At 52.6% G+C, this 15468-nt stretch carries 10 protein-coding genes; 2 read left to right on the forward strand and 8 right to left on the reverse strand.

Going from position 1 to position 15468, the window contains the following annotated elements; genetic code table 11:
* Window positions 1-33: 33 nt before the first annotated feature.
* From addA to iolD, 7 genes are all read right to left on the reverse strand, one after another.
* A complete protein-coding gene (gene addA, locus GN278_00765) occupies window positions 34-3417 on the reverse strand; it encodes a double-strand break repair helicase AddA (protein XAT62479.1) in 3384 nt (1127 codons plus the stop codon).
* Entirely contained in the window at window positions 3414-6353 is a 2940-nt protein-coding gene (gene addB, locus GN278_00770; protein XAT62480.1) for a double-strand break repair protein AddB, read from the reverse strand. Before addB ends, addA begins: the two co-directional genes overlap by 4 nt.
* 131 nt (window positions 6354-6484) lie before the next feature.
* Window positions 6485-7489, reverse strand: a complete 1005-nt coding sequence (gene iolG / locus GN278_00775) for an inositol 2-dehydrogenase (GenBank protein ID XAT59487.1) — start codon at window positions 7487-7489, stop codon at window positions 6485-6487.
* A 5-nt stretch (window positions 7490-7494) separates the two neighbouring features.
* Entirely contained in the window at window positions 7495-8334 is an 840-nt protein-coding gene (locus GN278_00780; GenBank protein ID XAT59488.1) for a class II fructose-bisphosphate aldolase, read from the reverse strand.
* Window positions 8331-9173 (reverse strand): 5-deoxyglucuronate isomerase, encoded by an 843-nt coding sequence (locus GN278_00785; protein XAT59489.1) that lies wholly within the window; start codon window positions 9171-9173, stop codon window positions 8331-8333. Before GN278_00785 ends, GN278_00780 begins: the two co-directional genes overlap by 4 nt.
* Before the next feature lie 14 nt (window positions 9174-9187).
* The gene (iolC, locus tag GN278_00790) at window positions 9188-10168 is read right to left on the reverse strand and encodes a 5-dehydro-2-deoxygluconokinase (GenBank protein ID XAT59490.1); all 981 of its coding nucleotides are present in this window, start codon (window positions 10166-10168) and stop codon (window positions 9188-9190) included.
* On the reverse strand, window positions 10168-12036 hold the full coding sequence (gene iolD / locus GN278_00795; protein XAT59491.1) for a 3D-(3,5/4)-trihydroxycyclohexane-1,2-dione acylhydrolase (decyclizing): 1869 nt from the start codon (window positions 12034-12036) through the stop codon (window positions 10168-10170). The genes iolC and iolD overlap by 1 nt, the downstream gene beginning before the upstream one ends.
* Window positions 12037-12252: 216 nt before the next feature.
* Here iolD and GN278_00800 point away from each other — a divergent pair, with 216 nt between their 5' ends.
* On the forward strand, window positions 12253-13152 hold the full coding sequence (locus tag GN278_00800; GenBank protein ID XAT59492.1) for a TIM barrel protein: 900 nt from the start codon (window positions 12253-12255) through the stop codon (window positions 13150-13152).
* A gap of 4 nt (window positions 13153-13156) precedes the next feature.
* Complete coding sequence (locus GN278_00805; GenBank protein XAT59493.1) at window positions 13157-14314, forward strand: gfo/Idh/MocA family oxidoreductase; 1158 nt, start codon at window positions 13157-13159, stop codon at window positions 14312-14314.
* Here GN278_00805 and GN278_00810 read toward each other — a convergent pair.
* Complete coding sequence (locus tag GN278_00810; protein XAT59494.1) at window positions 14311-15318, reverse strand: substrate-binding domain-containing protein; 1008 nt, start codon at window positions 15316-15318, stop codon at window positions 14311-14313. The two genes, GN278_00805 and GN278_00810, sit on opposite strands and share 4 nt — an antisense overlap.
* Window positions 15319-15468: the final 150 nt, after the last annotated feature.

A 15468-nucleotide genomic window follows, 5' to 3' on the forward strand; every position in this document is an offset into this window, starting at 1 on the left:
TCATTGCAAAACTAGGGTTGCACCGTTCAAACGTCAAGAGAGCTCGACCTTAGAAATTTCCGCCGCCACCGAAGCGTAACTAATCGGCATCAATAGCGCTGATTTTGTCCATAAAATCGCTGGTTTAACTGTATGGTGCGGATAAAGCCTGGCCACGGCAGTCGCATATGCCCCGAGCTGCCGCAATAATCCCAAAGGCACTTCCAATGGCGTGTCTGGGACATTTGCGTTTGTTTTGAAATCGACAACCCAAACATCATCATCCCGAACCAACAACCGATCAATAACACCTTTCATCTGTTCTGCGTGCTGTGGGGAAAGTTGCCCAGAAATACCAACTTCGCATAAGGCTTCCGGTGAAAATAAAAAGCCTAGATCAGGGTTTTGAATCACACCGGCTGCTTCGCGCAATAACGCGGAAAATTCAAGCGGCGCGGCCGCAACCCCGGCTGCTGCCAAAATAGAAGTGCCTTGCTGTGGCCAGAGCCTTTGATCCACATCAGGAAGTACTTCGAGCAATTTATGAATTTGAATGCCGCGCTTTTTAGCGGCGGCCTCATCCGAATTGTCCTCATGGGGAAGTGCCTTAGCGCCGCCAAGTTCTGACGGGCTGAGAGGCGCCTTTGGTTGATGCGTTTCGGGGGGCGGGCTGTTTACCCAGTCTGGAAGAGAAATGGAAATGGCGCCTTCTTTGCTGGAACCAACTTTGGCACTGCTTGGCCAAGTACCATGTTCAACCCGAAGACCGTCACCGAGACCAAAAGAGTATCTAACCGCACCCGTGTGCTGCATCGCGCTTTGGACTTTGTTGTACCAAGCCGTTGGCTCGCCCGTGATGTCGCCTGCAGCAGCAATCATAAGCCATTTTTCCGCCCGCGTCATGGCCACATAAAGCAAACGGTCGCGCTCATAAATCTCTGATTGCTGTTTTTCAGCGACCGCCCGTCGCACCGCATCAGGCATTTCATCAGATTTTGTTTTCCAAATCACCCCGTCTTCAGCATTAATTAATTCATCTTGCAACCGCATTTGGCGATGCGCGCAATCAGGTAGGACAACTATTGGTGATTCCAAGCCTTTGGCACCATGCACAGTCATCACCCGTATCTGGTTGCCTGCACTGTCCATTTGACGTTTGATTTCCAATGTATCGGTTTCCATCCAGACCAAAAACCCTGTGAGGCTTGGCACGTCGTTTCGTTCATATGACAGCGCTTGTGACAAAAGCGCGTTAAGCCCATCTTCAGCTTCTAGGCCCAAACGTGATAGGATTTTTGACCGCCCATCATGGCGCGATAAAATACGTTCCAGCAGATCAAAGGGTCGCAGGAAATCAGCCTGTTGCAAAAGGTCATGAAGCACGGTCAATTCAGCTTGATATTCATCCGAGGCGCTTCGCATTTTTTGCCACAAAAATTGTTTTCCTCGCCCATGTGCTAGGGAAAACAGCCTTTGTTCACCCCAATTAAAAAGCGGCGATTTCAGCGTGATAGCTAGGGAAAGATCATCTTCAGGCGTAGCAAGAAAGGACAACAATGCTGCCAAGTCTCGCACTGCGAGCTCTGCCCCTACTTTAAGCCGATCAGCGCCTGCAATTGGCAAATTTCTGGCTTTACAGGCTCGAATGATTTCATGAAACAAATCTGACCTACGCTGCACCAAGATTAAAAAATCACCCGGCTCAACGGGCCGCGCAGGATAGTTGCCCTTTTCATCCGGACCCAGCGGCAAAGGAGTACGGCTTGAAATCATTTGATCAATGGATCGAGCAACTTCATTGGCGAGTTGCACCAGATGATTGTCTTGTCCAAGCAAATCCACTGGCCGCTGCCATTCGGTATCTTTTTGCCGTTCTACAGGATCAATGACTGGCCACAAATCAACTCGGCCAGGTAAATCAGTTTTGAAAGCACGGTGCTTTTGGTCCGCTGCAAAGCCAGAGCTGATATGCTCTTGAAAGGTTTGATCAACCACGCTGAGGATCGCAGACGAAGAGCGAAAAGAATATTCTAATGTGGTGTCTAAAAGAGGTGTTTCACTTTGTTTTAGCCGCTCGGAAAACTCTCGCTTCATGCGATCAAATTCGGTGGGATCAGCGCCTTGAAACGAATAAATCGACTGTTTTTTATCGCCAACGACAAAAATGGTTCGCCGCACGCCAGCGCGCGCGCCTTGGCCGCTGGTAAACTCTTGGGCCAAGGACTGGATGACATCCCATTGTACTGGACTGGTATCTTGGGCTTCATCAACCAAAATGTGATCAATGCCGCCATCCAGACGGTATAACACCCAGTCGGCCACTTTGGGATCACTTAAAAGATTGCGCGCCCTTAAGATTAAATCATCAAAATCAAGCCAACCACGCAGCTGTTTTTGGCGTTCATAGCGGGGTAGAAATCCGGCAGAAAATTCATGCAAAATAGCTGTTTTCTCCGCCGCTTGCAAGGAAAGCCGTGTCTCGCGCAGATCTTCGACTTGCAGCATAAGCCCTTCTAACTCGAGCATATCTTCGGCCATGGCCCCAAGGCGCAAATCTTTGCTGGGAAACTTGCCAATTTTGGCCCCGAAAGGGTTTTTAGCAGAGCTGCCAAACAAAAATACGCCTTCAAGGATCGCGAGGGCACTAAAAGAGGCGTTGGTGATCTGGCGCAATTGGGCGGCCATTTTAACATCTGTTTTCCCGCCCCCGTCCAAATGGGGAATAATCCGGGCAATCAAATCGAGATGCTCTTTGCTCAAAACCTCTGACAAAACGGTCGCTTCGCATAAGCCCGGCGCAAGGCCAAAGCGCGCCCATATTTCGCTGCGGGGCGATATAAGCTGAAGTTTGTGGCGATATTTTACCACCGATTGAACAAGTTTTTCCAAAGAATGCTCACCGGCATAGAGCGATAGCGCATCAACCAATGGCGCCTCTGCTGACTGCGCCATGGTTTCCAAAACCTCGCCGCACAAAAGAACTGCGGCCCGCTCTTCCATTTCTTTGAATTGGGGGCTCACACCAGCTTCCAACGGAAAGCGCCGCAAAATTGTCGCGCAAAAGGAATGGATGGTTTGAATTTTTAGCCCACCCGGCGCTTCTATGGCGCGGGCAAAAAGCGTGCGCGCGCGGCGCAAAGTGGCCTGATCAGGGGGTTGGTCAAGCCCGAGCTTGATCAATTCTTGGCCAAGAGTGTTATTTCCGAGCATCGCCCATTTGCCCAACCTTTTGAACAGCCGGTTTTGCATTTCACTGGCTGCAGCCTTGGTATAGGTCAAACACAGGATATGCTCAGGCGAAATTCCACTAAGCAATAGGCGCGCCACACGGTCTGTCAAAACTTTGGTTTTACCAGAGCCCGCATTGGCAGATAGCCATGTGGACATATTGGGATGCGCAGCCTGCACTTGGCGCTGGGTGGCAGCATCGCGGATCATGTTAAATCCTCCGGTACGGGCGTATCGCTTAGGGTCCATTCTCCAAATCTTGACAGCTGGTCATAATCGGAAAAATCTTTCACGCTAAAGAGCGCCCGACGCGCGCTATAGCCTTGCTCATAAGATTGATATGACGCGATTAAGTCTTTGAACTTTTCCCACGCGCTATCGAGCGGCTCATCGTCAAAAGGCGCGATTTGTTCTTTGTACTTTCCACCAATGCCAATAAAAGCGGCCGTTGCCACTGGCGCAGGGTCGATTTCTTTAAACCCGCCCTGTTCGGCAATTGCAGCCATTAGATATAATTGTTTATCAAAAACGCGTTGTTGATCGGGTGTCGGGGGCGTGCCGGTTTTATAGTCATAAATGCGCAGCCTACCGTCTTCTGCCTGGTCAATCCGGTCGGCGATGGCCGTCAGGGTAAAATTTAACCCTTCGATGGCCAATTCGCCGAAACGCTCAAAAGCAGCCGGTTCGGCATGGCGCTGGCGGTCAGTTTCCTTAACGATCAAATCGGGTGCAATTTTTTGCATCCGCGTCTGCCAAAAAATACGGCTGACAGCCCATGGAACATTCTGATCCAAGGTTGTGCGGGCAATTTCTAAAAATTGACTGACCCGATCTTTGGATGGCGAGCTTGTCCAGTTCTTGATAAAATTTTCCATGATACTGTGGGCGATAATGCCGCGCAGTTTGGCATCGGGCGCTTGGTCCAAAGGGCCGAGGGGAAGAAGTTTCAGCACGTGCTTGGCATAGATTGCATAAGGGTTGCGGATCAGCGATTTAATATCGGTTACTGAAATCTTCGTGGGGCGAGCGGAAAGCGGCGGGCGCGGTGCTGGGCGTGTGGCCGGCGCTCTGGGCTCACAGGCCTCAAATTGATCCACAAATGCCAAGTAGTGCGCACCGCGGTCTTGCATTGCATCGAGTGCCTGCGGTCCGCCGTTATCAGTGAGCCCACTGAGCAAATTGGTTAACCGGTTGAGCCAGCGGGACGGGACGGTTTCAGCATCATCAGAGCGAATAGACCTTGTAATCCATACATTTTTTGCCGCCACCGCCTGTTGAAAATCATGCGCTGAAAGCCCGATGCGCCGCTCGGGAAGCAAAAGTCCAACCGCATGCCGCATCGTTCTATTGAGCCAGGGATCCGGGCTTGGCGATTGTGGCCAGCTTGTTTCATTTAGACCGCCCAAAATCACCAGATCAGCCCCCTGAACCCGCGCCTCTAGGGTGCCCCATATCAGCAGATGCGGGTGTGGCGTATCGTGATCGCGCACTTCTTTCTGGTTTAGAACTCCGTTGAAGATTTGACTATAATCCTGCACTGACATTATACCTGCATGCGCGGAAGCAGCTTTGATATCGTTAATCACAGCGCGGGCCTCTTGGCCGGCCTTTTTGGCCCAAAGCGTGCCGGTTTCTTCCTCTGGCAGTGGCTGGCATCCTGCAGAGATGAGTTCGGCTTGGCGAATGTGCTGATCGAAAAAGTCACAAAATGCACTTTGGCCATCAGTGTTTTGGCCGGTGAAACAGCGGATTGCCCATTCGGCCCACTCGGTGGCTATGTCATGAGGGTGACTAGCTGCCCATTGCTTTAATATTTCCGTATCGGGATAGGGAATGGCCTTTTTGCGCAAATGCAGTTCAAGCTCGCGGGTGAGCAAAAGATGATCGCCGCGTGCACTGCCGGTGTGGGTCAGGGGATGCTTGAGCAATGCGAGCAATTGGGCGGTGGTCAAAGGCCCGGCAAGCAGGCCGCAAACATGACGCAGAAACCGGCCCGGCGGGGTGAGCGGAAGCGGAATACCTGCGCTGTCATCTGGTAAAATACCCCACCGATCAAGTGCGGCTGTCACCTGCCGCGTGAGCTGCCGGTCAGGAGTGATTAGCGCCGCTGTTTGGCCTTCTTCTGCAGCTTGGCGCAGACGCAGTGCAATGGCGAGCGCTTCGTGCCGCGTATTGGGCGCTTCCAGCAGGGTCATGGATTCGGTAGCTTGTGCAAGATTGGCAAGTTTTGGCCCTTCGGCAAGCCAGCAATCGGTCACTGGGGCCGGGCGTAATGCCAAGGACACCAAGGCAGTTCTGGGATCGGGTGCAGCATCACCAATAGGCCAGTGTTCGACCTGATCTGGGGTCTGGTCCAAAATGCTAAGCAGATTATAAAATCGATATTGCGGGTGATCCTCAGCGCTCAGCGCCTCGGCCAGATCAATCCACGCTGGTTGCGGCATATCAAAGTCGAAGCCCGGCAGCAGAATAGAGCCTTGCGGCAATTGAGCGACCGCTTTCATCAGCTCTAGCGTGGTGCCGCGCGATCCTGTAGATCCGGCTATTATGACTGGCTCGGAAATCGGATTCTTGATCCATTTTGCAGTCAGATGGTTTACAATTTTCCGCTGAAGCCCTTCTTTGTCAGGTTCAGTTTGACGGGTATCCAGATAGGTTTGCGCAATCCCCAAAAACGCTTGCATGCGTTGCCAATGGCCAGATTGGTCGGAAACATTCAGCGCGCTGATGTCTGCCGGATCAACCGCCTCGCCCTGCATTTCGTCGATTAAACTGGCAAGGCTATCAGCAAGATCAAACAGTGCGGACCGTGCCGCCAGATCGGGTTGTGATTGCAGCAGCTTGTCAATCAGTGCAATTAGCTCAAAGCGGTTTTTGAGCGAAGAGGGCGCCACTGGCAATTCCAGATCTGTCGCAAACCCGCTAAGATCGGTGAGAACATGCACCTTGGGATGCAGAATATCGGATTTTGCGGAGAAAAGCTGGCGGATGCGTCGCCGCATACGTTCGGTGTTCACAATTATATGGCTGCGGGCCAAGGCATCCGGTGGATAGGTTTTGAAGTGCGCGCAAAGGCCGTCCACCAGAGCCTTTGGGAAATCAACACCCGGGGGTAGTCCAAAAAGTTTTTGTGTTTTGAAATTCATTGTCTCAATTGCCTGCCTGTCGCAGGGATCAGCATATCGGTGATCGGTGCAGATGCAAAGGATTTCCCAAAGCATAATTCCCCCAGTGCTGAGGGATACCTGCGGCTGTTTTGGCGTCAGCTTGCGTGTCTTTACGCCGGATCGTTTGCCAATTGAACCGGCAAACCGGTGGCCAGCGATTGTGCCGCGGCATCAGCTAATAGCTGCGCTTGCAACCCGTCACTGGCAGAAGGCGAAGGCGCTTGGCCACTGTTGAGAGCATCAATGAAATGTGCCATTTCAAGGCGGTATGCTTCTTCATAACGCTCTAAAAAGAAATGCTGCGCAGGCGCTTTTTGAAACCCATTTTGTGTGGCCACCTCAACCCCGTTTTTCAACGTATTTTCAGCGCGCAGCATTCCCTTTGATCCATGCACTTCGAGCCGTTGATCATAGCCGTAACTGGCGCGGCGTGAATTGGAAATCTGGCATATTTTACCGCTGGCGGTGGTCAGTGTCACTGCGGCCGTATCAATATCGCCTGCCGCACCAATTTTAGGGTCAACCAAAGAAGACCCTACCGCGAAAATACTGGTTACCTCTTCGCCCAGTAAAAACCGCGCCATGTCGAAATCATGGATCATCATATCGCGAAAAAGACCGCCCGAGGATTTGATATAGCTGATTGGGGGCGGGGAAGGGTCGCGCGACAGGATTGTAATAAGCTCGACATCGCCGATTTCACCCGAGGCGATACGGGCCTGAATGTTTGAAAAATTGGGATCAAACCGGCGATTAAAGGCGGTTAGAAAAGCAACATTTGCTTTTGTCACTGCTTTAATACAGGCGCGAATCCTATCGGCAGACATATCAATGGGTTTTTCACAAAAAATGGCTTTTCCAGCGGCAGCGGCCTCATGGATCAATTGATAATGGGTATCTGTCGGCGTACCGATGATAACCGCATCGATATCATTGTTTTCCATGATCTGTGCGCTGCTGCGCACCTCTGCGCCGGAGGCGGCAGCCAATTCTTGTGCGGCAGGCTCATAAGCATCAGCAACAGCAACCAGACGTGCTTTGCCAGCCAATTGGCCGATCGAGCGCGCGTGTACCTGTCCAATACGGCCACATCCCAAAAGAGCCAATTTTAGCATCTGCATTATCCTTCTTGCTTTGCTTTGAAATCCTTTAGCACATGTCGTGTTGCGGCCACCAAAGGATCGTGAGTTTCTTTTAGTATTGCTACCCTGTCGAAACGAGCTGGATCTGCTTTTACAGCGGATCGCAGTGCCGTACCAAAGGCCATACGCAATTCGGTGCCTATATTAAATTTGCAAATCTTCGAGCTTTGCGCCAAATGGCGGCGCTGGGCGACCGGCACCCCCGAGCCCCCGTGGATGACTAAGGGCACGTCTGTAACCGCCTCGATCGCGCGCAGCCGCGGTTCATCAAGCCCGCCTTCCTGATCTTGTTGAAGGTGCACATTTCCGATAGAAATAGCCATAGCATCAATGCCGGTTTCATGCGCAAATTTTGCCGCTTCATCCGGATCAGTACCAGCCGAGTTTTCCCCGCCTGAATACCCGACGAAGCCAATCTCGCCTTCGCAGGAAATCTGCGCAGAATGCGCTAACTCTGCAATCGCAGCAGTTTCGTCTATATTTTGCTCCAAAGGTTTGCGCGATCCATCGAACATCAGAGATGTAAACCCGCTATCAAGTGCTTCGCGGCACTCTTCGAAAGTATACCCGTGATCTAAATGGGCCACCACGGGTACCGAGGCACCTTCTGCCAAATGGCGGAACATTTTTCCCAAAATTGGCAGCGGGGTATGGCCACGGCAACTGGGACCGGCCTGTAAAATCACAGGTACATTTTCTTGTTCAGCGGCCTCAACATAGGCGCGCATATCTTCCCATCCAAGGGTGACCAAACCGGCCACCGCATAGCCGCCGGATTGGGCCAGCTCTAATACCTGTTTTAGGGTTGCAAGGGTCATTTAAACTTTGCCACCATATCCTTGATGCCGGGGATGGTTTCCACCTGATAGGCGTGTGTGGGTTGGAAATATTGCACCAGTGGCCGTTGGGTCAAACCGCCAAGGATGGTAAAGTAATACATCTCATATCCCGGCAGCGCCGCGCAGGGGTGATACCCATTGTCAATACATATGGTTGATCCGTCCACAATATGATAGGCATCGCCGGGTTCATTATCGACCCGTTGCAGCATTTGCAAACCCGATCCATGGTTGGGCCGGAAGCGAAAGTTATAGGTTTCATCATGGCGGGTTTCATTGGGCAAACGGTTTGTGTCATGCTTGTGCGATGGAAAACCCGACCACCCGCCTGCGCCGACAGTGAACAGTTCACTTACCAAAAGTCTGCCGACTTTATCGTGCTGCTTTTGCCCTAGGATGTGTTTGATTTTGCGATGTGTTTTGGTATCGTCACTGCCATATTGCACCAGATCAATATCGTCTTTTTGCACAGCAAAAGGCGCTAGCACCTTGTCATACTTCGCCCCGGCGATAAAGGTTTCAGCGCTCTCTGAGACACAGGTGAATGTGACTTTGGCACCGGATGGGATATAAACGCCTTCGGGTTCTCCGTCCCAGACATCGACACCGCGATTGCCCAGCGCTGAAAACCTCATCCCCTCAACCTCGATATCTAACGATCCTGTGGCAGGCACGATACAGGTTTCATAGCCTGGGACTTGATAGTCGAAAGACTGGCCCTTGGTCAGTTTGACGATATTGAAGTAATTCAACGGCACCGTGGTATCTTCTATATCCACAATCGGCTGGTTTCGGTTGTCAAAAGGCGCAATATGCATTGGCAGTATCCTGTTTAAATCTGTGTTGGCTCGGCGTGTTCATCTAGAAACGCTTCAAGCTCGGCGGTATCGGGCATGGCCGGCGCGCAGCCCACTTTTGAAACAACGATCGCCGCGGAAGCTGAGCCGCGCAAAACTGCATCATGCAGATCGCGTCCGGCTGCAAGCGCGGCAATAAAGCCGCCCATGAAACTATCGCCTGCCCCGGTTGGCTTCAAAGCTGTGACCGGATAAATGCCAGTGCGAAACTCGCCATCGGGGGTCAAGGTGATCGCGCCCTTTTCGCCCATTTTATAAATCACAATCTGCGCTGTGGTTTTGGCCAAGTCGCGGGCTTTTTCAAGGCCCTTCTCATAGCTTCCTGCCATAAAGCCGAACTCAACATCATTGCCAATGACAATGTCAAAATAATCAGCAGCGCGTGAATAAGTCTCTGAGGCGACCTGCGGTGATGGCCAGCTATAGGGTCGGTAATCGAGATCAAATATCAAGGGAAGCCCGGCTGCTTTGGCCAGCTCAAAGGCGCGAAAGCTGGCGCTGCGCGAGGGCTCGGCCGCCAGCACGGTGCCGGTGGTGATCAGGGCGCTGTAGGCCGCATAATCCACCGGCTCGACATCCTCGAGCCCCATCTCGAAATCGGCCGCTCCATTGCGGTAAATAATGGATTGATGATCTTCGGTGCGGCTTTCCACGACGGCCAGCGAATTGCGCGCTTCACCGCCAACAGATCGCACATGGTGGCGCTCGATACCATAATGATCTAGCTGATTGAGACAATAGCGGCCAATGGCATCGTCAGACACGCAGGTCACCAAGGCCGAGCGGCCGCCGTGGCGGTTGATGGCCACGCCAATATTGGCCGATGAGCCGCCCAAAGCGGCGAAAAACATAGAGGCCTCTTCGGTTTTGGTGCCCGGCGGGTCAGGATAAAAATCCATGCCCGCACGGCCGATGATAACAAAATTATTGCCTTTGATACGGTCTAGGTCAGCCATTAGACGCCCCGTCTTTGTGCATTGCGGCCAGCCTCTTGTTCGGCATGAGCGCTACGGATTTTTTCGCTTTCGGAAACTTGCGGCGTGCCCACTTCCCACCAGGCGTGGCCCTCAGTGGTCCAGCCTTCATAAGCGTCAACCTGCATGGTGATGACATAAGTCTTATCTGCGGCTTTGGCGCGTTTAAAGGCCTCGGCCAGCTCGGCCGGATTGCCCACAGTTTCTGTTAGAGCGCCCATGGCCGCAGAATGGGCCCCAAAATCGACCGCAAACGGCGCCTCTACGGTCGGACAATCGGCGATAAGATTGTTAAAGCTTTCGTTCCCCGTGTTGTTCTGCAATTTGTTGATCACTGCAAAACCACCGTTATCCAGCACTAGAATAATCAGCTTTTTGCCGCTGAGAACCGATGAATAAATATCCGAGTTCATCAGCAGGTATGACCCGTCGCCCAGAAACACAATCGTGTCTTTATCGGGCTCACGCTCGGTTTGGGCAATGCGCGCACCCCATCCGCCAGCGATTTCATACCCCATGCAGGAAAAGCCAAACTCGACATCTACGGTTCCGATATCCAAAGTGCGCCAGTTTGCGGTTACCTCGGCAGGTAATCCACCGGCCGCCGCGACCACCCGATCACGGGGATCACACAGCGCGTTGACGATGCCGATCGCTTTTGCATAGGAATTGGGGCCATTATCCGGCGCCACATTGCGCACCACATAGGCATCCCAATTGCGGCGCTCATCTTGGGCTGTTTGCATCCAAGCGTCTGGCGCGCGCAGGCCCTCTAAGGCGGCGCTAAGCATTGGCATAGCAGTTTTTGCATCACCAACAATCGGTTGTGACATATGCTTGAGTGCATCAAAACGGGCAGTATTGATGGTGATAAAGCGGGCCTCTGCATCAAAGGCGGTCCATGAACCGGTGGTAAAATCCTGAAGCCGTGTGCCAACCGCGACAACCACATCGGCCTGTGCTGCAATAGCGTTGGCGCTGTCTGAGCCTGTCACTCCGATGGGCCCGATATTCAAAGGATGTGTGGCAATCATATTCGCGCGACCGGCAATGGTTTCGACCACGGGAATGTTGTGGGTTTCGGCAAATGCGGTCAGCTCGGACACGGCGCCGCTATATTGCACACCGCCGCCGGCAATAATCATTGGTCTTTGTGCGGTAAGCAATAGGGTAGTGGCCTCTTCTATTTCCAACGGATCGGGTGAAATACGCCGAATACGGTGAAGCCTCTTTTCAAAAAAACTTAGTGGAAACTCATAGCTCCAACCCTGCACATCTTGGGGTAATGCAAAAAAGGCAGGGCCGCAATCCGCTGGATCAAGCATGGTTGCCAGTGCCTGCGGCAGGGACTGAATGATCTGCGCCGGATGGGTGATCCGGTCCCAATAGCGGCACACTGATTTAAACGCATCGTTGACGCCCAATGTGGGGTTTCCAAAATGCTCAAGCTGTTGCAGAACCGGATCAGGCAAGCGGGTCAGAAAGGTATCCCCACACAGCATTAACATCGGCAATCGGTTGGCATGCGCCAAAGCCGCCGAGGTGAGCAAATTGGATGTGCCCGGACCAGCACTGGCAGTGCAGAACATAAACCGTTGGCGCAGCCACTGCTTGGCGTACCCTGCCGCAGCAAACCCCATGCTTTGCTCGTTTTGTCCGCGGTAAAGCGGCAGTGCCTCACGGTGGTCATAAAGCGCTTCTCCAAGGCAGGGGACATTACCGTGGCCAAAAATTCCAAAGCCACCCCCGCAAAGCCTAAGCTCTTGCCCATCTACTTCGATGTACTGATTGGCAAGATACCTGACAATCGCCTGTGCGGTGGTTAGGCAAACAGTTGATTGGTGCGGCATAGGTGATCCTTTTTGGCATAGGTAGTGAATTGCAACTTGCAAAGCGACGACTCAATAGATACTGGTTTTGCAACCGGTTGCAAATTGATTTTCTGGTCCATGGTCAAAAATGACTCTCCTCCGTCCTCAAAAATACCGAAAACGGATGTGTGTAAAGCCAGAACTGATATGCGCAACAAGTATTGATCTATCCCAGCCGGTGAAAGGAGCCTTTGAATGACAATCCGAATTGGCAATGCGCCCTGTTCATGGGGGGTCGAATTTTCCGATGACCCGCGCAATCCAACATGGCAAAGCGTTTTAAAAGACTGCGCTGAGGCGGGTTATAAGGGCATTGAACTGGGGCCGGTTGGGTTCATGCCTGAAAACCCCGATATTCTTGGTCCGGCACTGCAGGAGCATGATCTTACGTTGATCGGAGGCGTGGTTTTTCGTCCTTTTCATGATGCACAGGGATGGGAGGATGTCTTGGATGGCACCCACCGCACCTGCAAAGCACTGACGGCTCACGGCGCTGAGCATCTTGTGCTGATTGACTCGATTTCGCCGCGCCGCGCGCCCACTGCGGGCCGCGCCGCCGAAGCCGAACAGATGGATCAGGCAGAATGGGCAGCCTTTAAAGATCGGATTGCAACCTGTGCAAAAATTGGCAACCAAGAGTATGGGCTTACGGTCAGCATCCATGCCCATGCCGCTGGGTTCATTGATTTTGAGCCGGAACTGGAGCGGCTTTTGGATGAAGTTGATCCCCAAATCTTGAAAATCTGTTTTGACACGGGCCATCATTCTTATGCCGGTTATGATCCTGTGGCCTTTATGCGCCGCCATGTGGATCGGATTTCCTACATGCATTTCAAAGATATTGATCCAGCTGTGAAAGCGGATGTGATTGCTAAACGTACTGGATTTTACGATGCCTGTGGGCAGGGTATTTTTTGCAATCTGGGTGAGGGCGACGTTGATTTCCCCTCTGTTCGACAAGTATTAGTAGAAGCCGGTTTTCAAGGATGGTGCACAATCGAGCAAGATTGCGATCCAACGCTTGATGTAAAGCCGATTGATGATGCCAAAATAAACCGAGCCTATCTGCGGTCGATTGGGTTTAACGAGGAGTAGGGGCATGCGCAAACTGAAATGGGGCCTCATTGGCGGCGGCGAAGGCAGCCAGATCGGGCCGGCGCACCGCTTGGGCGCAGGTCTTGACGGGTATTTTGAATTTAGTGCAGGTGCGCTTGATCACCGGCCCGAAGCGGGCCGCGAATACGGCCAGCGTTTGGGTTTGGCGGCAGACCGGGCCTATGGCAGCTGGCAGGATATGCTGGCAGGTGAAGTTAGCCGTGAGGACCGTATTGACCTTGTCACTGTGGCGACACCCAACGCGACTCATTTTGAAATCACCAAGGCATTTTTAGAATCCGGCTTCCATGTTCTATGCGAAAAGCCCATGACAATGACTGTGGAAGAAGGCGAAGCGATTGTTCAAATTACCGAGAAAACAGGGCAGATATGTGCAGTAAATTACGGCTATTCTGGCTATTCCTTGGTTCGCCATATGCGCGCTATGATCGCGCGCGGTGATTTGGGTGAAATCCGGCTTGTCAAAGCCGAATTCGCACATGGGCATCATGCGGATGCGGCCGATGCGGATAATCCACGCGTCAGATGGCGTTATGACCCAGCGCAGGCAGGGGTTTCAGCGCAATTTGCCGATTGCGGAATACACGCGTTGCACATGGCCAGTTTTGTGACAGGTCAAGAGGTAACAAAGCTCTCGGCTGATACGGTTTCCTGTCTTGCCAGCCGTGAATTGGAAGATGATGCCATGGTCAATTTCCGCATGGATGGCGGCGCTGTTGGCCGGCTTTGGACATCCTCGATTGCTATCGGCCGCCAGCATGGGCTTGGCATTCAGGTTTTTGGAGAAAAAGGCGGACTGCGCTGGGCGCAAGAACAGCCAAACCAGCTGTATTGGATGCCATTGAACGAGCGCCTTCAGGTGATCGAGCGCGGCGCCGAAGGGCTGTCGCCCGAGGCAGACCGCAGCAGCCGCGTCACAGTGGGCCACGCCGAGGGCATGCCGCTTGCGTTTGCGAATATTTATAGCGATCTTGCCGAGGCGATCCGGGCGCGTCAGGAGAACCGACCGATGGATCCTGCTGCTGGGCTGTTCCCCAACGCTGAAGCCGGGCTACGCTCGATGTCGGCGGTGTTTGCAGTGGCTGCTTCGGGCAAAGAAAATGGCACTTGGGTTGATGCCCGCCCGCCGATGTTTCGTTAATCTTCTTGCGGCGCGCGCAGTGTACCGCGTTCGATCACCGTACACGGACAGACCCGGGCTTCGGGGGAGCGGTGGGGATTTTCAAGCATCGACACCATCAATTCAATTGATACACTGATGATTTGGCCTATTGGTTGCCGAATGGTGGTCAGGTTTATATTTTGCCAACCGGACATTTGCATATCATTCACGCCAATTACCCCGATATCGCTTGGCACGTTTAAACCGGCCTCTTTGATGGCGCTTAATGCACCGATGGAAAGTACATCATCGCCGCAGAAATAGGCTTCGGAATGGGATGCCCCGCGCAACAAACGCTGCATTTCTTTGCGCCCGGCATCAAAAGAATATGCGTCTGCAAAGCTATAGCTCAACACTGCTTGTGGGTGTCTTAGCAACTCGTTCTGAAACCCGGTAAATCGGTCTTGGGTTGACGTGGCCGGTTCTGGTCCGCCCAGAAACCCGATGTTCGTATAGCCGCGCCTGAGTAATTCATGTGCGGCCATCCGCCCGCATTCTATATCGTCGATCCCAACGATGTGCATGTCAGGATCACTTGAATAGCGACCAAAACTATTCACCACAGGTACCCCGGCATCCCGAAAGGTTTTGGAAAACGCAGGGGGTAGGGTTGAAGACGCCACAATCACGCCATCGACAGAATATTGACGCAGCATCTGGGCTGAGCTTTCCGCATCAGTTTCAGCTGACAGGTTCACCAGTAAAGGTCGTAGGCCCCGATCCTGAAGCCCTCGTGTGAATTGATCAAAAACATCCAAAAACAGAGGGTTGTGAAAGTTATCGGACACCAAGCCGATTAACTTTGTCCTACGGGTGGTTAAGCTTCGAGCAAGAAAATTCGGGCTATAGCCCAACTCGCTTGCTGCCTTTTCAACTTTGCGGCGCATTTTCAAAGAAACCGATGCGCCATCGGTAAAGGTACGAGACACCGCTGAGCGCGATACCCCTGCAAGTTTGGCGACATCATCCAGTGTTGTGGCCATTAGCCAAGGTTCCCTTCGACAGTTTGCAAGCCCGTTATATTCTGAATCCGAAAGACTGCCACTATTAAGTACTTTAAATAATTTTGCAACCGGTTGCAAAAAATACAAATTTGTGGTTTCCTTGATTCTGTCGGCTTTCGAAGCCGGTCC

The organism is Rhodobacteraceae bacterium Araon29 (genome assembly GCA_039640505.1).
In the GTDB taxonomy this organism is placed as follows: Bacteria; Pseudomonadota; Alphaproteobacteria; order Rhodobacterales; family Rhodobacteraceae; genus CABZJG01.